Here is a 25294-nt window from a genome sequence, read left to right as displayed (position 1 = left end):
CCATGATGATCGATTAGTTAGCTGAACTTCGCGGACGCCGTTGAGCGTCTTTATCATTGTTACTGACTTCCTGGTTGCTTTTCTCAGCAGGATGATTCCCTGCAAAGATTCCATCCGTAACCCCTGATTGTCGACACAAACGTCTCGTATGTTCGGTTTCGAGACGAGCGTGCGCCGCGCCGCTATATTGGTCTGCGCCGCTGGGTTTGGCGTAGACAGATTTCGATCACCGCTGATGGGGAGGCGTTCGATGATGAGAATGACGATTCCGACGAAAACTTTGGTGCTTTACATCCTGTTAATTGTTGGTTATCTCGGCGTGCCGGATCATTGGTGCGCGACTTCGCTTGCCCAGCCTGCAACAACTGAAACCGGCCAGGATAAGAATCAGTCAGAACCCGACAGCGCTGCAATCCAAACTGCGATTGCTGACCTTTCCAGTGTCAAGTTTCAGAAACGACAGACCGCATTTGAAGCTTTGATCGAGAGCGGGGATGCGGCCATTGCTCCACTAACGACGGCAGCCTTAACAGATGACGTGGAAGCTGGTTCTCGATGCGTCGAAGCTTTGACGCAGATTGGAGCGAACAAGTCGCGTCGTCCAGCAGTCTTGGAAGCATTGAAACGCGTCGTTTCCAATGGGGCAACCGACACTGCGTCGCTCGCAAGCAAGCAGGTCGAAGACTTGAGCCTTACCGACCAAGACCGCGCGATCAAAAAGTTGGAGTCATTTGGCGAGCAGATTTTTCGACGGGGCGACGCTCCCATCACTCTCTTGCGGATTAAGAAAGATAAGTCCGCCAGCCAGTTCCGTTTCTTTCCAACACTGACGTCCGTCAACTTAGATGGTCCGATGATTACCGATGCTGTCATACCGCACTTGCTGCAGATTCCCACCCTCAGTTATCTGTCGATCAAGCACACATCGCTTTCAGATGATGGATTGCTTCAAATTGCGAAGTGTCGATCGGTTCGCAGCCTAACACTTCAAGATCGCGAAATCAGCAAAGCACTTGTAGACGCCATCTACGAATTCCCAGGCCTTCAAATGCTGTCGCTGCAAACACGCGTGGACGCAGAGGAACTACGCCTATTGACCAAGTTACCCAAGCTGACGTCACTTACTCTGTCGAATTTAATCGTCAGCCAAGAAGGCATTGAATCGCTGAACCAATTGCATCGCGTTGCTACGTTGTCGCTATCGATGAAAGGTCTCACTGATGAACAATGTAAACATCTGGCAAATCTGACTTTGCCTGCAACATTGACAATCACTAGCAGCAAAGATATCTCCGAACAAAGTTGGATATCGCTTAGCGAGGCAAGCTTCACTTCCATTTCGCTATTTCGCTGCGACATCAGCGACGACGGCTTAGCGGCGATTGCAAACAGCAAGACGATGAAACGCCTGTCGATCTATGGTGGATCAATTACCGACGAAGGCATTCAGTCTTTGAAAGGGAACCAGGTGTTGAGTTCGATCAGCCTTCACGATACGAAAGTGACTCAAAAGGGTGCGGAAGATTTGCTCGCTGCTCTTCCCAACGTTCGGCGGATTCGCTTCAATCGAGAGTACATTGGAAAACCGGTGGCGACTGGTCGCTTTGTCCCTCGGAAACTGCCAAACGTTAGCTTTTATCAAGTCCCAAATCAACTTCGCAAATCGGGTCACATTCGTGGAATAATCAATGCCGAAGCAGTCAAGTTGCTCAATGCGGAACCAAATCTAGGCAGCGTTTTCATTACGATGGGAGATCCAACGGACGACCAGATCGCTCGACTTAAGAAGGTCTCAATGACCGGGCTTTATATCTCATCGACGGCGATCACGTCACGCGTTCTCGAACCGTTTGAGAATCACAAGTCGATCTCAGACATATCCATTTCATCCGATAGAGTCAGTGATCAAATCATCGACGACCTGCTCGCAATGCCGCTGCTGACGAAAATCTCATTAACGCAGGCACAGATTTCGGACGAAGGGCTGCAGCGTCTTTGCAAGGGGCTGACTACGCATGATCAATTCCGACGGTTGGCACTGTCGAACTGCTCTGAATTGTCCAATTCGGCATTGAAAGAAATAGGTCAACTAAAGGACCTCACGCAACTTTCTCTTACGGAAATTCCCGGGATCAACGCCGACGTTTTGAAGCACGTAGGTCAAGCGAAAAATCTGACCGAGTTGCGTTTAAGTGGCGTAACGCTTGACGTGAGCGTCTTCCAATCGATGAGGCACTTGAATCTGGAGCGGTTACATTTTCAAGGTAGTCGCTTGAACGATAAAGTCGTCGCAAGGATTGCGGAGTACTTCCCAAATCTAACTCAAATTGGACTCCAAGAGAGTGATGTGACAGATGACGCGATGAAGTCGCTGGCGAATCTCAACGAGCTGCAGTGGATCTACCTGAATGGTACCAAAGTAAGCGGTGATGGCTTGGAGCATCTGACTGCACTCACAAATCTGAAATACGTTTACGCAAGCCGCAGCGAGATCAGCCCAACCGCAGTCAAGCGGTTTCGCGAGCAGCACCCCAATACCAATCTTCAACTCAATTAGTTTTTGTCCAAGGGCGCCGCGTCGCGAATTGGTGGTTCGTGAAACGAGATCACGAACGCATGTGCACTGGAGGATGCGGCCAATTTGGAGTGTAACTGAGATGATGAGGAGAATCTCACATTGAAGTTGCGAGCAATCCCGGGTGATTTTCGTCATCGCAAGGTTCTCTCTTTTGCCAACGCGAAAGCCCGAAATTTTTTCCGAGGCTGGCTGTTCAATTTTTCTACTCCGTTAGTCACCATCAGAGCAGTGAATAATGCAATTTGATAAATAGGGCGTGTGCACGGGCATGTGGCCAACGTTGACTTCGATCTGTTGATGAAGCAAATCAGCAATTTCTATATTGCGGTGCGCGGCGTTGATTTGCAGTCGCGTGTGCAGTTCAAGATGGATGCAGGATGGTTTGATACAGCGTTGTCTACCAGACATGTTCTCCGTCTCTGCGGTACTCTTAGCCTTTGAATGGGCACGAGTGGCGAGCACACTATTGGTCACTCAGTTTTAGACGCAGGGCTCGTCCGGCCGCCCAACGTTTGAGTCCACGTAGCCGCTCGACGCTTTCTGGAAAGTAGTTGTCGGGTAAAGTATCGAAATGTTCGGCGTAGAGCTTATCTCGGCGGGTCTGCCACCTATTCCCAGGATAAACCACCTCTCGGTTCACGAGAGCCTCGAAAATCGCGAGGGCAATTTTTTGATGTCCACTGATGTGCGGGTGCACGTGATCGATAAATTGATCATCTCCCGGAATTCCATACTCTGCCTCCGCTTCAAATTGGGCGCGGATGTCAATCAATTCAGTACGTGTTTGGCTTGCAATGGACTGTAGAGAGTCGTACATCGGTTCCAACATTCGCAGCGGACAGATGTCTTCGTCTTTTGCACGCAGATATGCCAGTTTGGCGTGAGACAGATCCCCGAGAGCTTCGTAGACCTTTGCTGCCAAGAAGTGAGCTTCGGCGTGCCGGTTGTCCAGCTCCAATACAGTTTGAACGGCGGCAAGTTTGACACCAAGGTTATCCCAGGGTGCGGATTTTGCGGCGTCCCATCGACTCTGAAACTCTTTTTTTTGTGCGGGGGTGAATGAACCTGGCAATTCAACCTTAAACGGCGGTGTGTCTCGCAAATTCGAAGCCGGGTTGATCAGAATTAATGGGATCTGATTCTCGCGAGCGATCTCAATCAGACGTTTTACATTCTGTTCGTACTCGTAAATCACGCCATCTCGCCACGCATCATCTCGATGGTATTTCGCCAAGCCACCTTGATAATCCAGCAACGCATCGACCTCGCTCTGCAAGTTGATTTTCTTCCTGGGCGGATCGGCCGGCATCATCTGGTTGATCAAACCGTAGATCCGCGATTGCGAGACCGTGTTGAACAGATTCCTCTGCCAGCGAGGCTGACGTTTGATCTCCGGATAGCTTCGCGACTCCAAGAATTCATTGTGGCCCGTATAGACAATAAAGAGGTCTGGCTGGTAATCCAGGGTCTCCGTCATGATCGGTACCAGTCGGTAGCTCGCATAGGAGACACCACCGCAATTGATTACTTGCCATTTCTTGCTCGCATCAGCGGCTCGCAGTGACATTTCTAACCAAGCCGTGTAGGAGGTTTCGATGGAATACGGTCGGCCTTGAACGGTCGAACCACCGAAACAAAAGACTCGGAATTCGTTCGAATCCTTTGTTGCATCAAAGGAATCGGGCTGAAAGAACGCTTGCCTAGACTGGGGAATTTCGTAGCGGTCACCGGTCGCATTGATCTTGAACAGCGGCCGCACATCGCTGAAGCCTACCATGGGATCCGCAGGCGGAACGAACGGAGCAACGCCCACCAGTCGAAGTAAACCTTCGATCACGACGACCGCAAAACACCCCAATAGGATCGCACCGAATCGAAACAGGCGTTTGCGTCCAGGCGAAAGTGGAGCAGGCTGGCAGGTTGCATGGTGCATCGTTCAAGTTTACCAAAAAGTCGCCAGAATCACTTCTGCACCGAAGCCCTCTCAGCTGACAACGGAGAATCTAAACTCTGACGTTGTTCAATCATGCCTTGGTCGCCTAATGCTTGGTCACGCTCTGGTGCATTGATCACTGAAACACCATCGGGTACGCAACGCATTCGATTGATCAGTTTCGAGTACTTTAGATTCGCATGCAATCTTCCGTAACCTGGTCGTGCATAGGAGGGCAGTTGATACTGAGGCATAGGCTGATGCTGTTCATCATACAACTGTTCCCAAAACCCGTTGTCTCCGACCGTCAATGATTCAAGATCCAAGAACAGTTGCAATCGCCCCACGATATAGTTGATGTGGTCGGACGCAACGCCGCTGATAGCCTGTACGTAGGCTTGCTGCGATTCCAAAAAGTCACGTGACGTCGCGAACCCACTGCGAACTTCCAACTCCGTGCCCGTAACTCGCTCGGACGCCAATGCAGCACCAGCAATATCATTGGCATACTGTTGCCCGTTCAGTTTCAAAGATCGAAGGTCTCGGCGGATTGCCAGTTTGATGTTGTCTTCCAACTGCATCACGTTTCTTAGTGTTCGCTGGTAGTTGAACAGCGAAGCGCGAAACTGATTACGTTGCGCACGACGATTAAACGGAAGATCCAGTGACACACCCACGCGAGTTGTGCTGTCATCGAAGTTGAAGTCAAATGGTTGGTTTTCGCCGCTTCGAGTGCGAATCGACTGAGACGCGGTGAGATTAAGAATCGACTTCAAATCGTCGGCCGCGTACTTAATTTGCCGCCAGTCGTCGGCGAGAAAGCCTCTTTGGTTCATCAAGTCAAATCGTTGAACCAGAGCCGTCATCATTGCTTCATCCATCGCAATCTCGATGGGAGCAAGTCCCCCGCTCGCACCATCTCGAAATCGTTCGCTTTCCCTCATCAATTCATTCGCAAATTCAATCGCCCGCTCATCAAATCCAGCGTCGTCTGTTGCCGCGACCCGTCCTAATCGTTCGTCAAGTTGATCAGCAAAGGACTGCAAGTCCTCCTGTAGGGTCAATGCCGCTTGGATCAAGCGTGATTCCGCATCCTGGACTTCGTTGACATCGGAACCTGCACTGGATTGTTCTTTGAAGATGGCGTTTAAGAAGCTGTCTTCGAGATCCACCAGCCGATCGCCAAATGCTTCGTACAGATTGATCCATCCGGTGACTTCCTCCGACTGGCTGTCGTCTTGCTGATCGCTTTGCCCCTTTTCATCGCCAGCTTGTTGTTTACCGCCAGCTTGTTGGCCATCAATCGACTGATCATCTTCGTCTTGCTCTTGATCGATTTTTCCGGTTTGATCCAAGCGACGAATTTGCCAAAGCACCTTACGCAGTAACTCTTGCGAAACATCGCGCCGCCGCTGGATCACTTTCGTCGAATCCGGTGCCTCGTCGGCCAACTCTTGATCCAAAACACTGCGGTCTTCCGCAATGTCGATATCTGCTGCCTCGATTCGCAATTCCAGCAGACGATTCTCCAAGTCGGTCGAATCGAGTGGCTGGTCGCTTAGCTTTTCTCGCAAATGGATGGAATCGACCATCTGTTCGGCGAGCTGAGAAACACCACCGAGTACTACGAAAGCGGATCTTGACTCGGCATTGATCTCACGGCGAATGCGTGTTCGTGTTCGCTCAATTAACTCCGCATTGACGGCCAGTTCGTCCCGCAACGTGAGCAGGTCCAGCTCGGACAAATCAATATTGAGCGGCTGTTCGGTGGGAATACCCATCCGAATTTTTAGACTGTCGAGCGCGTTCTCAAGGTTGGTGCAGGATGACAGAATACTTTGGCGTCCGTTGATCACTTGCTGTTCGACTTGGTCCAACTGCGTCCTAGCCGCCATTCCGTATTTAATTTCGACGGATCGTTGGTTGAATTCGCGAGCAAGCGTAAAGTAGTTTTGGCATTGGATTTCGATCTGACGAAACTGCCGAATCAAGCTGTAATAGTCAGAAGCCTGCTGAACAAAAAGTTCTTTTCGAAAACGCGTGAAATCACGTGCCGCGTACACGACGTCTCGTTCCGCTTGCGTCAAGCTCTCTAGCTGAACATCGCGTTGCAGGAGGCTCTGCGAAAAGCTGAAAAGAAGTTCTGACCCTACATCCGCTGTAAAGCCTTGCGGTCCGTTGAACGTCAACAGGACGTCGTTTGCGAAACGTCCAATGAAGTCGCCACCGGTGTAGAGCATTTTTTCAAGCTGGAAATTGGTTGGCAATCCCAGCGTATTGACCTCTTCTCCTCCGGACCGATTGTGAATGTAACCGGCACTGGAGCCATTATTTCCGACCGACGGTTTCAGCTGGTAGGCGAAACGCTGTAACGTCAACGTCAGTGCCACTCGATACAACGCCTCTTTCTGCGTCTGAAGCTCGCGACTGTTCAGCAACGTGAGCGAGATAATGTCTTCGAGGGCGAGCCGCGGCGATGGGTCGAGTTGCGATTCTTTGACAGGGCTGCCAAATGATCGTGCGTACTCATCTCGCACACTTTTGAATTCAAACATTCGCGACAGGCATTCGATCGGAATCGTTTCCCAGTAAGACCGCGGCAAGGGAACCTGATTGGCCTGAACTTCCTGGGTTTCTTCGTCGGCCTCTTTGTCCTCGTCCGGATCCTTGTTGTCTTGCTCGGCAGTGTCTGCCATTTCATTTGAATCAGAGCTAGTTTGAGAATCCTGGCCTTTCTGGGAATCCTGATCCTTCTTGAGTCCTGAGCGCAGCAATTCCTCGAATGACTTATTCGGATCAGGTTTCGGCTTTGGCAACAGTTCCGTTTGCGTTGCTGGCTGCAACTCGTTGGGTGCTGAGTCTGCGGCTGCTCCGGGTGGCTTGGAGTAACTTACTTTGGCAACAGTAAGCTCTAATCCCTCGCCCGTTGGATCGTTCTTGTCTTGCCCTTCATTTTTCGGGGGCCGACCTAGCGGTGCAGAAGAGGGTTCGCCCACGCCGGTTGGGGTAATATTTGATTTTCCCTCAAAGCTTGATTGACGCGGAATAAACCGTGATGCTTTGTGTTCTGGTAGCTCGGGCAGCTCATAGGCGTACAGTTGCGGCGATGGACTCGGCAAGCGAGGATCGTTTACGCAAGTCGGCTGGTACAAGCGGGAATCCGGTGCGGGGTAGACGCTGTGATCACTGGGAACGGCCCAAGGTGTGCATTGCGACTTTTCAAGGATCCGAGAATAAGCATCATTGTCCGCCCGGATCCGATAGTGATCACGTGAACAACCAGTCGCACACACGCAAGCAGCCAAAATCAGCAATAATCCTAAGATCCATTTGCGATTCACGTAGGGAATCTCCTTGCCTATCACGTCCATTCGACAAATCCGTGCAATCGGACACACACGGAACGACTCACAAGACTGTTCGGTTCGTCACTCTCGTGACAAGCAGGAGAATCCCAACGACCCGGCGCAATCTGACGACGTCAGGTTCGGGTTGTAGGGGTACTAGGGCTTGAGCCTATTTTTGGGGTGACTTACCCATCGACGCAAACGCGATGAAGGTCATCAAGCCAGACCCCACAAAAATCGATGTGATCAAGACGACTCGCGAAGTCTGCTTCCGTTTTAGGTTGCCTTCCAGTGTCGATGTCGTCAGGTCATCACCGAGGGCGCGTGCCGCCTGCAGTGGCACGCTTGGCTCCGGCGCACCAAATGCCAGCATTGAAAACCCTGTGATTGCCAGCAGCAGGGCAAGGATTAGGCAAAATGGTGGGATGATCGATCGAAGCATGAGTCGTTTTCTATTCGTGTCGTAACGCTTCGATCGGATCCATCATCGCCGCCCGTCGAGCAGGGTACACTCCGAAGATGACTCCCACACCGACCGAGATAAAGAAGGCAAGTGCGACGGACCACCACTGAACGATCGTTTCAATGTCTGAAAAATTGCTGACAACCCACGGGATAGTGACACCCAGTACCACTCCCAAAACGCCGCCAGTGGATGAAAGCAAAACAGTCTCCACTAGAAACTGAAATGTAATGTCGCGACGTTTCGCGCCCAACGCGCGTCGGATCCCGATTTCGCGGGTTCGTTCGGTGACGCTGGCCAGCATGATGTTCATGATGCCGATCCCGCCCACCAGGAGTGAGATCCCTGCGATGCTTCCCAGTACGAGATTCCAAATTCGTTTCTCTTCTTCGGCACGCTTGAGCAATTCGAGCGGAATGACCATCCGAAAATCGTCTTTGATGGGATGGGTTTGCTCCAACAAGACTCGAACCATTCCAGCAGTCAGGCTGACTTGTTTCGGATCGGCTACCTGAAGCGTGATCTCGTTTAATTCGGTGCGTTCAAAGCTCTGCGTACCTGCACTGCTGATTCCTTGCACTTCGCCAAACCGAGTTCGAGCGCAGGCGATAGGAATGTAGATGTCATCGTTGAGATCCTGTTGGCCTACCGCACCAGGCGTCGCGTTCCCGCTGCCTTGCCCAGAGAGCACACCGATCACTCGATAAACATCTTCGCCCAACAGAATGGACTGCCCCAGTGGGTCCTTGAACTGGAACAAACGCTGGGCAGCGCCTGCACCAAGAACGGCAACATTGGCACGGTTGTGGCCATCCGGGGACGAGATAAAACGGCCGTGCCGCATTTGGGCGTTCTTGATGCCCAAGTAATCCGGCGTAACACCTAGAATCCTGGCATTGGGTATGTTGCGACCATTATGAAATGCGGGTTGCGTCACCAACGCAATGGGCATCGCGTTGAGGATGGTGGGGATGGTTGCTTTGAGACGTTCAAAATCTCGGTACTTGAGACCATATTCCAGGATTGCGCTGGTCGCTTGTTGAGACGCCGACGAGCTCTCGTCACCGCCACCGCCTTGCCCAGGCTTGACACTTCGAATGATGATATTGTTGGCACCGAGAAGCCGAATTTGCTCAAGGGCTTCACGTTTGGATCCTTCGCCAATCGCCAGCATGGCAATGACCGAACCGGCACCCAAGATCACACCCAGCATGGTCAGCAGGCTTCGCAGTTTGTGCAACAAAAGATTCTTGACGCCAACCTGAATCGTATCTCGCCACATGGTTATTTAGCACTCGCGCGTGCCGCAGCATTGACTTGTCTTTTCGGCGAGCTCACTGGAGCTGCCGAACCTTTGCCACCGCCCTGTTTCATTGCGGCATTAGCGGTCAAGTCACCTTTTGCAGTATCGTAACCGACTTGGGCAAGCGATTCAGACATCTCTGGTGCGCCCGAATCAGCTGAAATCCCTTTCGGCTGATCGTTTTGTTGCTCGTAAATATCCATCGAATTCAATACGACAAGGTCACCCGGAGCGATGCCCTCTTGGACATGCACGAATTTGTCGTTTGACCGGCCGATCTGAACCGGTTTCCGAATCACCCCATTTTCGCCTTCGATGTAACACCATGTCTCACCATCGGTTTGAATGATCGACTGTACCGGGACGGCCAAGATGTCCTCGATACGGTCGACGTGCATATCGACCACTGCCGTCATGCCGGGCTTCAGACTTTCGACTTCGTCGAACAAGCGAACTTCGGTCTCGTAGGTTTTCACGCCACCTGAGCCGTACCACCCACCGCTGGACGTGGGAACAACACCGACTTTTTCAACAACGCCGCGATAGGTTCGATCAGGGAATGCATCGACACGAATCGAGGCTGGCAGCCCCGGACGTATCTGATCCAACGCGGCTTCATGAACCTGAGTTTTGACCTTCATTTTGGAAAGATCTGGAAGCGTCAAAATGTCTTGTCGCTCACGCACCATGGCACCTTCCATGATTTCCGTATTCCCACGACGCTCGCGTTTGTACACAACCATGCCGCTGTGAGGAGCGTAAATCTTGCAATTGACAAGTTGAGCTTGCATCCGCTCAAGACGCTCTTTCTCTTTCGTCTCTGTGTTGATGGCTTCATTCTTGGCGGCAAGTGCCTGTTCCAGTAGCGACTTGTTGTCGTTGATCACCTGCTGAATGCTTCGATCGGCAGTGTCGACGGCACCCTGCAATCGCTTCTCTTCCATCAATCGCTCAAAGCGATCAAGTTTCCGTCGGTTGCCATGAAACGTCTTGATCTGGTTGAGGGATGAAGCGAGTTTGTCTTCTGCCTGGAGATACTTGAGGCGGCTTTGTTCCAGGTCACTCTTGCCTCGGTATCCCAACTTGAAAAGCTCTTTCATTCCGTCTCGCTCGACTTCGGCGAGCTCGAGAGTGGCACGCGCCTCGTTCGCTGCGTTTTTGGATTCGTCGACTTTTCGATCAATCTCTTCCTTCGCCAACTTTGCCGTACCGTCTTGTTCATCCTTGTACATCTCAAGTTCGATGACCGCGAGTTCCTTTTGGAGCTTGGCTTCCGCCAACGAGGTTTGGTTCTGCAACAACTGATTCTCGTACTTCGCGATCGCCTGAGTCTTGGACGACGTTGCACGCTGAAAAGCGAGCGTCTGCTCGTCTAGCCGATCTCGAATAGTGGCCGAATCAAATTCGACAAGCAATTGGTCTTTTTCGACCGCGCTGCCATTCGGCACGATGAAAATGATCTGCGTTCCTGAGCTGCTACGGTCGCCAATGTTCTCAACTTGGCACGCGATAGTGGTTTCGACTTGGCTTTCTAAGTTTCCCCGTTCCGTCACCACGATCGGTAGATCTGTCTTTTGAACTGTGTAAAACACGTACGTGCCTTTCACGTCGCTTTTGCCAGCGAACTCCTTAACCCCAAACCCCAGCAGAGCGACACAAGCAAGAATACTGGCAAGCAAACCGACGGTACGAAAGTTTGGTTTCATAGAAACTGACTCGATGACATGGCGTTTGGAACGGCTCTACGCCAGGCGGCGGAACGTTGTAGTGTAGCAGGTGGGCGACATTGGGCGCAAAGAATCGTCGCCAAACAACGCGTCAAGATCTTTTTCAGTTCGCAAGAGGTGCGACTTTTGCCAGGCCGGCGATACAAACCGCATGAGCGTTCAAATGTGCTTGTGCAAATCGATTGTAGGGATGCTGATAGATGGATGCCCGGTACTAAGGATGCTGGCCGTCCGCTAGGTCGGCCCCAAAAGCCAAGTGCGGGTGATTTGCCGTCGGCTCGCAGGGCCGACTTTTTGCGACTCTCTTGACACGACGGGTCGATCGATGTTGCATGCGTCTGCGCTCCGAGCGATCTGGAAACAGAACTTACCAACGTAGCCAAATTTGAGTCGCGCGACGGATTCGATGGGTGCAATGGTTAACGCAAAGTGCGCAGCGGCTAGTGCTGTCAGAGTCGAGGAGCGGTCAAATCGACGTTGATGCAGCGAGACACCGGCACCCGAAAACCGATCGGGTTCTGGGATAGTGCGAAGATATTTTCGCAATCGGTCAAATCACCGCAAATTGGCGTCAACCATCTTGCCCTCATTTACTTCACTAGTAATCTATTTACTAGTGGTGTATTCGCAAAAGGATGGGTAGGCAATGAAACTGCATGAGGAACTGAAACGTTCAGAACCGTTCGCTACCAGCGAACAAGAAACCCTGCTCAACCTTCTACGCGCCGGTGACCAAATTGACAATCGCCTCTCAAGGCTGTTTCGCGAACATGGGCTGACTCTGTCGCGGTTCAACGTCTTAAGAAGCTTGATTGTGGCTGATCGTACACTAACGTGCGGCGAGATTGGTGAGCGAATGATCCAGGTCGTCCCTGCAATCACTTCCTTGGTGGACAAACTAGAAAAGCAAGGACTAGTCGAACGCAATCGTTCCACAGAAGATCGACGCGTCGTCTACGTGAGCATCACGAAGCAAGGCAAAAAGCTCGCCGATCAGACGATGAAGCCGCTCGCGGAACTGGAACAGCGACTGATGAAGAAACTGAACAAAAGCGAACGCAAGGCGTTGATCAGGCTGCTCGAAAAAACGCGTGATTCGATCTCGCAGTGTGATTCCTAACTCCAGGTATAAGAACATGTGGTGCTGTCACAAAGACAAACCTATTTCGGCGGGGCTACTCGTGTTGCGAGTGGGCATTGGCGGCATGATGCTGGTCCATGGCTTGACCAAGCTCAATGGTTTCAGTGTCATGGCGGACAAGTTCCCTGATCCGATCGGCGTGGGTAGCCAGTTAAGCCTGATCATGGCCATCGCAGCAGAAGTCGGTTGCTCGTTGCTGTTAATCATTGGTTTTGCAACTCGGCTGGCAGCCATTCCGCTAGCCTTCACCATGATCGTGGCATTGTTCATCGTTCATGCGGACGATCCTTGGAAAGCCAAAGAACTAGCGGCGGTCTACTTGCTCGTTTATGCATCTTTGCTGATGACGGGTGCCGGTTCTTTTTCGATTGACCATTGCGTCTTTGGTTCCAAAACAACAGCAGAAAAGAAGAGCGAGGCAAACGCGTGAGGTTTCAATTCATCCCTAGCGAGAATACAGCGGACAACCAAGACTTGGACCGGCGCGGACGTTCGATACCTACGACGGCGATGGCCGTGGCATCGTCACTGGCAATTTTGCTGGTCGCTGGTTGCGGCAAAGGTCCGTCGGGCCCGATGCAAATGCCGACACCAACTGTGACGGTTGCTAAACCGGTCGTCAAACAAATTGTCGAATGGGATGCCTACACGGGGCGACTCGAAGCAGTCGACTTGGTTGAAGTGCGCGCCCGAGTCGGTGGCTACTTGCAATCGGTGCATTTCGACGAAGGACAAGTTATCGAAAAGGGGGACTTGCTGTTCATCATTGACCCTCGCCCTTTCGAAGCGGAACTAAACGCCGCCAAAGCAAAGCTGCAGCAGTCGGAATCGCGGTTGAAACAGGCCGAAGCGAAGTTGGATGAGGCGAAAGCGCGTTCGTCGCAATCCGATGCTCAGCTCAATCTGGCGGAACTCCGTTACAACCGGGCACGCCAACTGAGCCAGCGGAACGCGGGATCGCAAGAAGAACTGGACGAGCGCGAAGCGGAACTCCTGCAAGCGAAGGCCGATATCGAAGGCGTCAAAGCCAGTGTGCAATCGGCTCAAGCCGACATCGCCACTTCCCAAGCGGAAATCGCGATCGCTCGAGCCGGCATGGAAACGGCCGAATTGAATCTACAGTACACCGAAATTCGCTCGCCCGTTTCGGGACGCATCAGTCGCCAAGCGATCACCGAAGGAAACTTGATCGCCGGTGGCACGGCTTCGTCGTCTCTGCTGACCACGATTACATCGATGCACCCGATCTACTGTGTCTTTGACGCTACCGAACAAGACGTCTTAAAGTACGTTCGTTTGGCGCAATCGGGCGAACGCGAAAGTTCACGCGTTGCCAAAAACCCGGTGTTCTTAGGATTGGTCGATGAAGACGGTTTTCCGCATCGCGGGCACATGGATTTTGTTGACAACCGATTCGACGTCGACACCGCCAGCATGAGAGCCAGGTGCGTGTTTTCAAACGATGATCAATTGTTGTTGCCGGGCATGTTCTCGCGAATCCGCATTCCTGGCAGCGCCTCCTATGAAGCGGTTTTGATTCCCGACTCAGCGGTCGGAACTGATCAATCGTCTCAATACGTGTACGTTGTGGTTGACGGAAAAATTGAACGTCGTCCGATTGAAACGGGGCCGATCGTGGACGGACTGCGTGTGATTCGCAAAGGACTTACCGGCGATGAAACGCTGGTCATCGAAGGTTTGCTGCAGTCACGCCCCGACGCGGAAGTGAACGTCGTGGAAGGCACCATCGAAGCGATCGAAGACGGATTGCCGGACAATTACCAACCGGTGCCCAAGGAAGAATGGATTTCGCCTGGCCCTGATCCGCTGCCAAAGTCGGCGAGCAGCACCAATCAAATCAACCCGATTCGCTGGGCAAACCAATCGGTGATGGGATGTCTTGGTCACGTGCCTGAAGAACGATTTGCTTTCTCGCACATGGTGCATTTGGCCTCAGGGAGTGTTTTCACTGCAACTGAGACTTCTGTTCGGGTGTTGCCTCCGCAAGCTGCCGGAAACCAAGGAGGGACTTATTCATGAAGTTTCCTCATTTCTTTATCGAACGCCCAATCTTCGCGGCAGTACTGTCCTTTGTGATCGTGTTAGTCGGCGGAATCGTTTATTACACGCTGCCGGTGTCGCAGTATCCAAACGTTGCCCCGCCGACCGTGTTAGTGCGCGCCAGCTATCCAGGTGCGACTCCCCAAGTCATTGCTGATACGGTCGCGACACCGATCGAACAAGAGATGAACGGAGTCGACGACATGCTGTACATGGAGTCGTCGTCCAGCAGCGACGGCACGATGCAGTTGACGGTCACTTTCAAACTGGGAACGGATTTGGACGACGCGCAGGTGTTGGTTCAAAACCGAGTGGCGATTGCTGAATCCCGATTGCCCGAACAGGTGCGGCAGATCGGAGTCACGACGACCAAACAGATCCCGGACATGCTGATGGTCGTTCACTTGAACTCACCAGACGATAGCCGAGACAACCTCTACATCAGCAACTACGCTTTTCTGCGTGTTCGCGATGCATTGATGCGTCTTGATGGTGTCGGGGAAATTCGGATCGCGGGCGGCAACGAATATGCAATGCGAATCTGGCTCGACACCGAAAAGATGACACACGTCGATTTGACTGCCGGCGAAGTCGTCCAAGCGATCCGCGGTCAAAACGTTCAGGTCGCAGCCGGCGTGATCGGCCAACCGCCAACCAGTGACACTGGTGATTTCCAACTCAACGTCACGACGCAAGGTCGTCTGATTCAAGAAGATGAGTTTGGCAATATCATTGTCAAACGAGGCAGCAACGGGCGAGTCACCCGGCTTCGCGATGTGGCTCGCGTTGAATTGGGCGCTCAGGACTATTCGCGGCTCAGCTACTTGGATGGCAAATCCGCGATTGCAGTATTGATCTACCAACGTCCAGGGACCAACGCTGTCGACACGGCAACCAAAGTCAAAGAGGTCATGTCCGAAATGAGCCGCGATTTTCCGCAGGGCATCGGATACGAGATCGCTTACAACCCGACCGACTATGTCGAAGAGTCGATCAACGAAGTTTTCGAGACACTGTTTATCACGACAGCCTTCGTGGTCCTGACTGTGTTCTTGTTTTTGCACGGCTGGCGTCCCACGATCATTCCCGTGATCGCCATCCCGATTTCTTTGATCGGCACGTTCGCGGTCATGCAATTCCTAGGCGTCACACTCAACACGCTTTCGCTATTCGGCCTCGTTCTGGCGATCGGAATTGTGGTGGATGATGCAATCGTGGTCGTTGAGAATGTCGAACGATTGATTGGTGAAGGTGTCGCTCCGCGCGCTGCGGCGCACAAGGCGATGGACGAAGTCGGTTCGGCTCTGATCGCGACAACCTTGGTGTTGATCGCCGTATTCGTGCCAACGGTCTTTATCCCGGGAATCAGTGGCCAGTTCTACCAACAATTTGCGCTCACGATCTCCATCTCGACGGCCATTTCGACGTTTGTCTCGCTCACACTTAGCCCCGCTTTATGTGCTCTGCTGCTTAAGCCGAAACGCCAAACTGATCATGGTGAAAAGCCGAAATCACGTCTTGCAGCATTCATGACTCGGTTCTCCTTCTTTCGCCTGTTCAATCGTTCGTTTGATTTCGCCAGCAATGCGTATGCTGCTGTCGTGGGGCGGTTGGTCCGAAAAACTGGCCTCTCCATGTTGATATACGCCGTGCTGCTGATTTGTACGGCTCTCAGTTTTAACATGGTTCCGACGGGCTTTATTCCCGATCAAGACCAGGGTTACGTCATTGTCGCAATCAATCTGCCGGACGGGGCGTCTCTGTCACGCACGGACAGAGTCACGCGCCGTGTGGCTGAAATCGGACGCGAGATCGATGGGGTTGCGCACGCTGTCGGGATCGCGGGCCTATCTGGTGCCACGTTTACGATTAAACCAAACGCGGCGGTTACGTTTTTACCACTTCAGGACGCAAAAGAGCGTGCGGCTCGAGGACGCAGTGTTCAAGCAATCGTGGCCGACATGCGCCGTGAAGTCGCGGCAATCAACGAAGCACAGATTCTGATCATTCCGCCGCCTCCGATTCGCGGTATCGGCCGCGGGGGAGGATTCAAAATGTATGTGCAAGATCGCTCCGGTGCCGGAACCGCGGCACTCAGTCAAGTCGCCGACTCCATGTTGGCACAGGCCAACGCGCAGCCTGGTCTGATGCAGGTATTCACAAACTTGCGGATGAACGTGCCACAGGTTTACGCCGATGTTGATCGCACCAAAGCGCAGATGCTTGATGTACCGGTCAGTAACGTTTTTGATGCGTTGCAGATTTACCTGGGATCGATGTACGTCAATGACTTTAATTTCTTGGGAAGAACCTACCGTGTGACGGCTCAAGCGGAACCGCAGTTTCGCGACGACGCTAGTGACATTGCCAAACTCCGCACACGCAGTTCGCGCGGCGCCAGCGTGTCACTCGGGTCCGTCGTCAATCTGAAAACAACTGCTGGCCCCGACCGATTGGTACGATTCAATCTTTTCCCGGCGGCTGATTTGAACGGTTCGACCACGCCCGGATTCAGTACAGGTCAATCACTGTCGACCATGGAATCGCTGGCGGATCAAACCCTGCCTTCAGGTTTTGGCTACGAATGGACGGAACTTGCGTATCAAGAGAAACAAGCTGGTAACACGATCGTGTTCTTGTTCCCATTGGCGGTTCTATTCGTCTTCCTAGCCCTGGCGGCTCAGTACGAAAGCTGGCTCCTGCCGTTGGCGATCGTTTTAATTGTGCCGCTGTGTCTGCTGTTTGCCATCGTCGGTGTCTGGTTTCGCGACATGGACAACAACGTGCTCACGCAGATCGGGTTCATCGTCCTGATTGGTTTGGCATGCAAGAATGCCATCTTGATCGTCGAATTCGCCAAAGCAGAAGAGGACGCTGGCAAGAATCGTTTCGATGCGGCTGTTTCAGCGTGTCGGCTACGTCTGCGCCCCATCCTGATGACGGCATTTTCGTTCATCTTGGGCGTCGTGCCATTGCTGGTCGCGACCGGTGCAGGCTACGAAATGCGACGCGTGCTGGGGACAGCTGTTTTCAGCGGTATGCTCGGCGTGACGCTATTTGGGCTGTTTCTAACGCCAGTTTTTTATGTGATGCTCCGTCGATATTCAAAACAGAGCGACACTGCTGTCTAGCATTCATCGCAATCGCATAGATACAGGATCGCTTGTCCATCGCCTCGGCGTGGACACCGCGACGAGCTTTGCGTAAAGCGACTTCGGGTTTCCGCACGCTCGACTGGTTTGCGTGGATACTCACAGCAGATTCTCTATCCGCGCGCGAAGTCTTAATGAAGCAGAGACTCCAGAATATCACGGTAAGAGGCGGAATGTCCAAATGGCGAGCTGGCAACAGTTCGTGGAGCAATCTCTTGGCAGTCAAACGGGTATGATAATTTCAGAATTCGTTTCAGACGTCCTTTCGATTGCCGAACTTAGTCGAAGAAGAAGCAACGCATGCCAGAAGCGCTCCCACCTAAGAATGAGTCGAAACGGCTGCATGCCCTTAACAAACTCAATATTCTCGATAGCCCGCACGAGGCGGTCTATGACGATATCGCACGTCTAGCGGCAGAAGTCTGCGGGACCCCAATTGGTTTGATAAGCCTTGTCGACAAGGACCGTCAGTGGTTCAAAGCCAATTTCGGTATCGATAGTCGCGAGACTCCGCGTAGCCAAGCGTTTTGTGCCCACGCGATCCACAATCCGAAGGATCCCCTGGTCGTGACGAATGCGCAACTAGATCCGCGGTTCGCCGATAACCCGTTGGTCAATGGTGCCCCACACATTCGCTTTTATGCGGGCGTTCCTTTGGTCACCGCCCTTGAAAAGATGCCGATAGGCACCCTGTGCGTAATCAGTGATCAAGTGATGACCATCGACCAAGGGAAGCTGAAAACCCTTTCCCTCCTCGCGTCGCACGTCGAAAAGCTAATAGAAATCCGAGAGTCCAATTTTGAGCTGCAGCAACGTGACCTGCTGATTGACGCCAGCCGTGACGCCATCGTTTCTTGGACCAGCATTGAAGGGATCCTCAGATGGAACTCAGGTGCCGAAAAGCTCTACGGGTATTCCAGTCAGGAAGCCAAAGGACGAACACCCTCGCAGTTGCTTCAAACGACCGGGGCTGCCTCCGACGAGATTGCCGAATCGTTATCTGATGGACAGGACTGGGTAGGCGAACTGAAGCAGCAGACAAAGTCGGGCGAGACCGTTTGGGTTTCAACCAGACTGCAACGCGTCACCATTGGTCAAACAAGCGTTATCCTAGAAACGAGCCGCGACATCACCGACCATAGATTTCGCACCCGCGCACTGGAGCGTGCACAGCGTGCATTGGACACATCGCACGAGGCAATCTTTTGGGTGCGTCAGGACACCACGATTGCTTATGCAAACCAAGCGGCATGCGAAAGACTTCAGTATTCCCAACAAGAATTACAGTCGATGACAATCTCGGATATCGATCCAGACATGCGGTCGCTTGATGCCCTGGAGATGCGGAAAACACAAGTCAATGAACAGAAGAAGGATCTGTTTCAGACGATTCATCAACGCAAGAACGGCACGTTGATCCCGGTCGAAATTTCCTCGAGTATGATCGAATTTGATGATGAAGAATTTTTCTGTACGTTCGTTCGTGACATCACGGCACGACTAGCCCGACAGCAATTGCTAGAGACAAGGACGGCGGAGCTGCAATTGTTTTTCGACGCACTTCCGCTGGCGGCGATTACTGCCGACATAGAGCGTCGAATTACCCGTGTGAATCCAGCTTTTGCTGATATGTTCGGCTACGACGCAAAAGATCTCGTTGGCCAGTCGACAGAAAAACTGTACAGCAAATTGGAGGACTTTTCCGTCCAGCTCAATCAACGATTCAATGCCTATGCCCCGTCGCACCTAGCACCTTACGAAGTTGATTATAGGCGGAGCAATGGAGAGACGTTTACGAGCGAAACCATCGGAGCAAAGGTCTCCAATTCCTCTGGCGAACCACTCGGTTTTTTGGCACTCATCCAAGACATCTCCGATCGCGTCGAAGCCAGAGAAAAGCTGGAGCGGCTCAACGAGGATCGCCGGGCGATGGTCGAACTGTTGGGGACCACCGACGGAGTCTGGTCATGGGACGTTGGATCCGATTTGTGCGAATACGCTCCCGGCTATCGAAAGCTTCTTGGATTTGAAGGCGACGACCTCACTCAGTTTCCCAATACAGCAAGAGCATTCCTAGACCGCTTGCACCCAGATGACCGCGACAGTCTTGAGGCATCGGTACAACGGTCGTTGCTTAACCGGCAACCGCTAGTCGCTGAGTTTCGCGTCCGCCACCAAAACGAATCCTACATCTGGGTTCGTGCTCGCTCGAACTCGATCTACACCGATGACGGAGAGCCAATCAAGATGGTCGGCTCGATCTACGATATTACGGAGATGAAACAAGCTGATTTTGAAAAGGAAAGTTTTTTCAATGCGGGGATTCAGCTTTACGGCATCGCCGATTTGGAAAAGGTAACTTGGTATCGTCTAAGTTCGCATTGGGTGGACGTGCTTGGCTATCCAATCGAAGAACTGATGCAAAAACAGTTTCTGGATCTAACGCATCCTGACGACCGGGGGGCGTTCGAAGACTGCATGAAATTATTGCTTAGCGGCACACCGGTACGCGGTTTTCTGGGTAGGATGCAGCACAGAGATGGCGCCTACCGATGGATCAACTGGAATGGTGCTCCTGCCCAGAAAGGTGAATCAACCATCTACTTTACTGCATCTGATGTCACCGACGCGGACCACGACGTGTTGACGAAAATCGCCGACGCGGTGCCGATGACGCTCTACGTATTTGACATTCAGCAAAAGGCCAGCGTTTTTGTTAATCGGCATGTCAAATCGCTGCTCGGTTACACCGCCGAACAAGTGATGGAACTGGGCAGCAACCTTTTTGAAACGCTCGTTCATCCCGACGATCATCTGCGTTTGATGGATCACTTTGGCTTGATTAGTTCCGGTAGCGATGAAGATCGTTTTGAATTCGACTGTCGAATCAAGCAACTCAGCGGCGACTACCGTCAAGTCTATAGCACCAACCGTGTTTTCAAGCGATCGCCCGATGGAAATGTCCAACAGATCATTGGAACCGCGACTCCGCTGGACGACCTTGCTATTTTGCGACGCTACGCAAACGAACTGGAGAGAGCCAACGAAGATCTGGAGCAGTTCGCCTACATCGCGTCACACGATTTGAAACAACCGTTGCGAGGAATTGACAACTTAGCGAAATGGATCACATCGGACTCAGGAGATTCGTTGCCCGCCGTTGCCCAACGGCATTTAGATAAACTTCGCGGTCGCGTGGTCAGAATGGAGCGATTGCTGGACGATCTCCTTGCGTATTCCCGCGTTGGTCGACAGCCATCCGAAAAGGAAACGGTTGACACGCGACATTTGATCGAAGAAGTCGCCGACCTCCTGGCCGCTCCGTTGGATTTTCGAATCGAATGCGAAGGCAGCATGCCGGTCTTTGAAACGCAGCGCGTGCCACTGGAGCAGGTGTTTCGTAATTTGATTGGCAATGCCATCAAGCACGGTGACCGTGTGGACGGGTGCGTGACAGTTTCTGCGAAGACGGTGGATTCGTTTATCGAATTCTCTATTGCCGACAATGGTCCCGGGATTGCCGCAGAATACCATGATCGCGTGTTTCGAATGTTTCACACGCTGCGTCCTCGGGACGAAGTCGAAGCCAGTGGCATGGGGCTTGCGCTGGTCAAAAAAGAAGTAGAATTGCGTGACGGATCGGTCACCCTACAGTCCGAACCGGGGCATGGAGCCGTTTTTCGCTTCACATGGCCAATGTAGTTACTTGCGATTGAATCAATAACGCACGTCCGCTCTGACAGTGGGCGAGCGTTTCCCGCTGACACATCAGGCAAACGTGATGCCAACTGACAGCCCTATGTCGATCTTGTTGATCGAAGACGATGAAATTGATGCGGATTCCGTCCGGCGTTCGCTGCCTCGGCAAACGTTGGTGCAGCATGCCACGACACTGAACGATGCGATTGAGAGTGCCAAAGATCCTTCGCTTGATCTGATCTTGCTTGACCCTGGCTTGCCGGATAGTTCCGGGGTCGATTCGTTCCTCCGTATCCGCCAGACGGCACCCAGGCTTCCGATCGTCATTCTGACTGGATTGAAAGATCGCAATTTGGCTGTCCAAATCATTCGGATGGGTGCCCAAGATTATCTGCTCAAAAACCAACTTGATGAACGTGCAGTCCAAGCTCTGAAGTTTGCGGTCGAACGAGGACGGCTTCTTCAGCAGTTGGAAATTGAGCAAACTGAACGCGAACGTCTTTCCGAAGAGTTGCGCGAACAAGAACAGAGCTTGGCGCACCTAGCGCGAGTGGCCCTGATGGGCGAATTGGTCGCAGAGATCTCACATGAAGTCAGCCAGCCGCTATCGGTCATTTCCAATTTGGTCGCTGCTCTTGATGCCACTCTACAACAGACGACCATCGACCACGAACTTTGCGGGGTGTTGATGGGCAAATTGGATGAAGCGAATTCGCACGCTGGTGATGTCCTGCGAAGACTGCGCGAGTTTATCCGTGATGACTCGGTTCAGTTCGAATCGTTCGACGTTAACGAATTGATCATCTCGACGATTGAATTTGTCGACTACGAACGCCGTCGACGGATGGTCACGGTCCAGCAGGAATTGTCTTCAGGCCGCCTAGAAGCTTTGGGAAATCGAACTCAAATTCGTCAAGTCATTATCAACTTGCTGCGAAATGCATTTGACGCGCTCGAAGATACTCCCCAGCCGGATCGTCTGATCGTTGCTGCCACGTCAGCAACGGATGATATGATCGTCGTGGAGATCACCGATCATGGATCGGGATTACAACTGGATGCTGGAGCGGTTTTTACCGCATTCAAGACGACGAAGAGCGACGGACTTGGCATGGGACTGGCGATTTGCGCCCGAATATTAGACAATCACGGCGGGCGGATCTCCGTCGCTGTGCCGGAACATCACCCAGGTTCAATCTTTCGTTTTGAGCTGCCAATGTCATGACGAAAAAACGCATTGCGATCGTCGACGACGAAACCATTGTTCGGCTTTCGACCCGAGCCCTGCTGAAAAGTCTTCGTGAATATGAAGTCGAAGAGTTCGACTCGGCCGAAACTTTGTTAAATTCTAAGTCGCTCGACAAACTTGATTGTCTGATTGTCGATTTTCGGCTCCGTGGTCTCTCTGGACTGCAGTTGCTGCAGGAATTGCAAAAACGAAACGCGTCGATCCCCACGATCGTCGTGAGTGGCTATTTAAGCGAAACGCAAATTAAGGAACTAGTCGAAGCAGGCGCCGAGGCGACGATGGCAAAGCCGCTCAATACACGGCAGTTCCTGGCCGAGCTCGATCGAATCACCGATTCCTTGTCAACCGAATAATGCACCCCGAGATCCTATCGTTCGAAGATCCTACCGAGGTCCCACCGCATGCCACCAAACAAAACAGTCAACATTCTGCTCGTCGAGGACGATGAGATCGACGCGGAAGCCGTGATGCGGGCGATGCACAATCAGCGAATTGCCAATCCAATCGTTGTCGCTAGAGACGGGATCGAAGCTCTTCAGCACCTGCGAGGTGAAGCCGGAAAAGTGCCTTTGGATCAACCGTTCATCATTCTGCTGGACCTCAATATGCCACGCATGAATGGCATCGAATTTCTACAGGAGATGCGTGGTGATCCAGTGTTGAAAGGCTGTATCGTATTCGTGCTCACCACCTCTGACGCTGACCGAGACAAAGTCGCTGCGTACGACCAGCAGATTGCCGGCTACATGGTCAAGTCGCAAGCAGGCGAGGACTTTCTCAACTTGATAGATATCATCGACATGTACTGGCGGTACGTCGAATTTCCACCAGACAAAGATTGACCATCGTTCTCACTTTTACTCATCAGTCAGCAACCAAGATCTCAATGAATCGACTCAACTTGTTCGCTTCGCATCTCGTGGATCGAGACGCAGAACGATTGGCTAGCCTTGGCTCTCGCGACGGCAGTATCGATTTTGGCGGCGTATTGGCCTCGGCCGCTGGCACGCAAGTTTCGACCCCGGAGATTTTGAGATGAAACTGAAACTTCATCGCTATCAGCTGCCTTTGGAATTTGAGTTTACCATTTCGCGAGGATCCATCAGCACGCAACCATCACTGGTCGTGGAACTCCAACACGATGGAGTGAGTGGCTACGGCGAAGCGACCGCAAATTCGTATTACGGTCATACGTTGGAATCGATGTCCAACTCTGTGCTGGAGTGCCGCGAAACAATCGAAGCTTTCCAGTTCGGTCGCCCGCAACAGTTGTGGCAAGAGTTGCAGCCGATTTTGCGTAACGATTCTTTCGCGTTGTCAGCAATCGATTTGGCCGCGTACGACCTATTCGGCAAACTGAAACAGAAGCCAACCTTTGAGACGCTTGGATTGGCTTGGGAGAATATCCCCGATTCAAGCTACACCATTGGTATCGACTCAATCGACAAGATGATTGCCAAGCTGAAGTCCCGTCCGGATTGGAACATCTACAAAATCAAGCTCGGATCCAAGCAAGACGTCGAAATCATTCGTGCATTGAGAGAAGCGACCACAGCGACTTTTCGAGTGGACGCCAATTGCGGCTGGACGGTGGACGAAACGATTTCTTATTCGCATCAGTTAAAAGAGCTTGGCGTTGAGTTTATTGAGCAACCGCTGCCTGCGGATTCAGCGACCGATCAACACCAGCGGGTTCTCCAAGAATCCGCGCTGCCGATCATCGCTGACGAAAATTGCCTGGTTGAATCGGACGTCGCCAAGTGCGCCGGATTGTTTCATGGCGTCAACGTCAAACTCTGCAAGTGTGGCGGGCTGACCCCGGGCGTCAAAATGTTGCGTCAAGCGCGTGAACTGGGCTTAAAGACGATGGTCGGCTGCATGGTCGAAAGCTCCGTCGGCATTTCCGGCGCTGCGCAGTTGCTGCCCTTGCTCGACTACGCAGATCTTGACGGAGCCGTCCTCCTATCCGAAGACATCGCGACTGGAGTAGCGGTCGACGCGAGCGGGCACATCACCCTGGGACCGGGATCAGGCAGCGGCATTGAACTCAACAGCAAAGCTGACTGAGAGAACTTATCCGGTTGCTGCGTGGGTTGTGCGACCGTTGCCCAGGTAAAAGATCGGAGTCGCCACGACGCCTTCTTTCACCGAATCCAGCGGCTTCGCCTGGCAATCTCCAACTACGCCCTGCGATTGAACGCTGTCGACGCAGGACAATGAAGCATTGCCTCGCTGTACATCGGCTGTCAGCGTAGCAATTAGGCTTTCTTGACGAATTCGGATTTCAGCGACATCGCCCCGATCCCGTCGATCTTGCAATCGATGTCGTGATCGCCGTCTACGATGCGGATGTTCTTCACTTTCGTACCGCCTTTGACCACACCGCCGTTGAACTTCAGGTCCTTGACCACGATCACCGCATCGCCATTCTCCAACAAGTTTCCGTTGGCATCTCGGGTCGCGTCTTCTTCAGCCGCAGCAGCCTCATCCGAAGGCGACCACTCGTGGGCGCAGCTTGGACAAACGAACAGCGGTCCATCTGCATAGGTAAATTCGCCATCGCATTGAGGGCAGTTCGGAAAATCAGTCATAGGATCGGTCACTCGGGCGTGTCATTAACTTTGCGGCATTGTCGCAGACG

17 protein-coding genes are annotated in these 25294 nt (G+C 52.5%); 11 read left to right on the top strand and 6 right to left on the bottom strand.

Features of this window, described 5'->3' with window-relative positions:
• Positions 1–259: 259 nt before the first annotated feature.
• Positions 260–2557 carry a hypothetical protein gene (locus K239x_RS13590; RefSeq protein WP_419190023.1) on the top strand — a complete coding sequence of 766 codons (2298 nt, stop codon included), beginning with the start codon at positions 260–262 and terminating at the stop codon, positions 2555–2557.
• A 484-nt stretch (positions 2558–3041) separates the two neighbouring features.
• On the opposite strand, the gene K239x_RS13585 is transcribed toward K239x_RS13590, so the two are convergent.
• From K239x_RS13585 to K239x_RS13565, 5 genes are all read right to left on the bottom strand, one after another.
• Positions 3042–4511, bottom strand: coding sequence for an SGNH/GDSL hydrolase family protein (locus tag K239x_RS13585; protein ID WP_145418593.1), 1470 nt, complete (start codon positions 4509–4511; stop codon positions 3042–3044).
• Positions 4512–4540: 29 nt separating this feature from the next.
• Positions 4541–7882 carry a TolC family protein gene (locus K239x_RS13580; protein WP_145418592.1) on the bottom strand — a complete coding sequence of 1114 codons (3342 nt, stop codon included), beginning with the start codon at positions 7880–7882 and terminating at the stop codon, positions 4541–4543.
• A gap of 145 nt (positions 7883–8027) precedes the next feature.
• Positions 8028–8300, bottom strand: coding sequence for a hypothetical protein (locus K239x_RS13575; RefSeq protein ID WP_145418591.1), 273 nt, complete (start codon positions 8298–8300; stop codon positions 8028–8030).
• Positions 8301–8310: 10 nt separating this feature from the next.
• Entirely contained in the window at positions 8311–9603 is a 1293-nt protein-coding gene (locus tag K239x_RS13570; RefSeq protein ID WP_419190022.1) for an ABC transporter permease, read from the bottom strand.
• Positions 9604–9605: 2 nt separating this feature from the next.
• On the bottom strand, positions 9606–11330 hold the full coding sequence (locus K239x_RS13565; protein ID WP_145418589.1) for an efflux RND transporter periplasmic adaptor subunit: 1725 nt from the start codon (positions 11328–11330) through the stop codon (positions 9606–9608).
• Between the two features lie 667 nt (positions 11331–11997).
• Between K239x_RS13565 and K239x_RS13560 the strand changes: the two genes are divergently transcribed.
• From K239x_RS13560 to K239x_RS13520, 10 genes are all read left to right on the top strand, one after another.
• Complete coding sequence (locus tag K239x_RS13560; protein ID WP_145418588.1) at positions 11998–12471, top strand: MarR family winged helix-turn-helix transcriptional regulator; 474 nt, start codon at positions 11998–12000, stop codon at positions 12469–12471.
• On the top strand, positions 12443–12922 hold the full coding sequence (locus K239x_RS13555) for a DoxX family protein (RefSeq protein ID WP_419190021.1): 480 nt from the start codon (positions 12443–12445) through the stop codon (positions 12920–12922). Before K239x_RS13560 ends, K239x_RS13555 begins: the two co-directional genes overlap by 29 nt.
• A complete protein-coding gene (locus K239x_RS13550; protein WP_473163586.1) occupies positions 12919–14532 on the top strand; it encodes an efflux RND transporter periplasmic adaptor subunit in 1614 nt (537 codons plus the stop codon). The genes K239x_RS13555 and K239x_RS13550 overlap by 4 nt, the downstream gene beginning before the upstream one ends.
• Positions 14529–17684, top strand: a complete 3156-nt coding sequence (locus tag K239x_RS13545; protein ID WP_145418586.1) for an efflux RND transporter permease subunit — start codon at positions 14529–14531, stop codon at positions 17682–17684. The genes K239x_RS13550 and K239x_RS13545 overlap by 4 nt, the downstream gene beginning before the upstream one ends.
• A gap of 321 nt (positions 17685–18005) precedes the next feature.
• Complete coding sequence (locus K239x_RS13540; RefSeq protein WP_145418585.1) at positions 18006–21407, top strand: PAS domain S-box protein; 3402 nt, start codon at positions 18006–18008, stop codon at positions 21405–21407.
• Between the two features lie 79 nt (positions 21408–21486).
• Complete coding sequence (locus K239x_RS13535; RefSeq protein WP_145418584.1) at positions 21487–22629, top strand: hybrid sensor histidine kinase/response regulator; 1143 nt, start codon at positions 21487–21489, stop codon at positions 22627–22629.
• Positions 22626–23006, top strand: a complete 381-nt coding sequence (locus K239x_RS13530) for a response regulator (RefSeq protein WP_145418583.1) — start codon at positions 22626–22628, stop codon at positions 23004–23006. Before K239x_RS13535 ends, K239x_RS13530 begins: the two co-directional genes overlap by 4 nt.
• Before the next feature lie 48 nt (positions 23007–23054).
• Positions 23055–23495: a response regulator gene (locus tag K239x_RS13525; RefSeq protein WP_145418582.1), complete on the top strand. Its 441-nt coding sequence runs from the start codon at positions 23055–23057 to the stop codon at positions 23493–23495.
• A 44-nt stretch (positions 23496–23539) separates the two neighbouring features.
• Positions 23540–23692, top strand: a complete 153-nt coding sequence (locus K239x_RS28630; RefSeq protein ID WP_419190020.1) for a hypothetical protein — start codon at positions 23540–23542, stop codon at positions 23690–23692.
• A complete protein-coding gene (locus K239x_RS13520; protein ID WP_145418581.1) occupies positions 23689–24720 on the top strand; it encodes a dipeptide epimerase in 1032 nt (343 codons plus the stop codon). The genes K239x_RS28630 and K239x_RS13520 overlap by 4 nt, the downstream gene beginning before the upstream one ends.
• A gap of 191 nt (positions 24721–24911) precedes the next feature.
• Here K239x_RS13520 and K239x_RS13515 read toward each other — a convergent pair whose 3' ends face one another.
• Positions 24912–25244 (bottom strand): zinc ribbon domain-containing protein YjdM, encoded by a 333-nt coding sequence (locus K239x_RS13515; protein WP_145418580.1) that lies wholly within the window; start codon positions 25242–25244, stop codon positions 24912–24914.
• Positions 25245–25294: the final 50 nt, after the last annotated feature.

Origin of the sequence: Stieleria marina (genome assembly GCA_007741555.1) — a bacterium.
Classification (GTDB): Bacteria; Planctomycetota; Planctomycetia; order Pirellulales; family Pirellulaceae; genus K23-9.
The sequence above is the reverse complement of the archived record's forward strand: the minus strand, read 5'-3'. Positions and strand labels throughout refer to the sequence as shown.

Coding starts and splice junctions, on each gene's coding strand:
- K239x_RS13590 (WP_419190023.1), top strand. CDS start 260: ATGACGATTCCGACGAAAACTTTGGTGCTTTACATCCTGTTAATTGTT.
- K239x_RS13585 (WP_145418593.1), bottom strand. CDS start 4,511: ATGCACCATGCAACCTGCCAGCCTGCTCCACTTTCGCCTGGACGCAAA.
- K239x_RS13580 (WP_145418592.1), bottom strand. CDS start 7,882: ATGGACGTGATAGGCAAGGAGATTCCCTACGTGAATCGCAAATGGATC.
- K239x_RS13575 (WP_145418591.1), bottom strand. CDS start 8,300: ATGCTTCGATCGATCATCCCACCATTTTGCCTAATCCTTGCCCTGCTG.
- K239x_RS13570 (WP_419190022.1), bottom strand. CDS start 9,603: ATGTGGCGAGATACGATTCAGGTTGGCGTCAAGAATCTTTTGTTGCAC.
- K239x_RS13565 (WP_145418589.1), bottom strand. CDS start 11,330: ATGAAACCAAACTTTCGTACCGTCGGTTTGCTTGCCAGTATTCTTGCT.
- K239x_RS13560 (WP_145418588.1), top strand. CDS start 11,998: ATGAAACTGCATGAGGAACTGAAACGTTCAGAACCGTTCGCTACCAGC.
- K239x_RS13545 (WP_145418586.1), top strand. CDS start 14,529: ATGAAGTTTCCTCATTTCTTTATCGAACGCCCAATCTTCGCGGCAGTA.
- K239x_RS13540 (WP_145418585.1), top strand. CDS start 18,006: ATGCCAGAAGCGCTCCCACCTAAGAATGAGTCGAAACGGCTGCATGCC.
- K239x_RS13535 (WP_145418584.1), top strand. CDS start 21,487: ATGCCAACTGACAGCCCTATGTCGATCTTGTTGATCGAAGACGATGAA.
- K239x_RS13530 (WP_145418583.1), top strand. CDS start 22,626: ATGACGAAAAAACGCATTGCGATCGTCGACGACGAAACCATTGTTCGG.
- K239x_RS13525 (WP_145418582.1), top strand. CDS start 23,055: ATGCCACCAAACAAAACAGTCAACATTCTGCTCGTCGAGGACGATGAG.
- K239x_RS28630 (WP_419190020.1), top strand. CDS start 23,540: ATGAATCGACTCAACTTGTTCGCTTCGCATCTCGTGGATCGAGACGCA.
- K239x_RS13520 (WP_145418581.1), top strand. CDS start 23,689: ATGAAACTGAAACTTCATCGCTATCAGCTGCCTTTGGAATTTGAGTTT.
- K239x_RS13515 (WP_145418580.1), bottom strand. CDS start 25,244: ATGACTGATTTTCCGAACTGCCCTCAATGCGATGGCGAATTTACCTAT.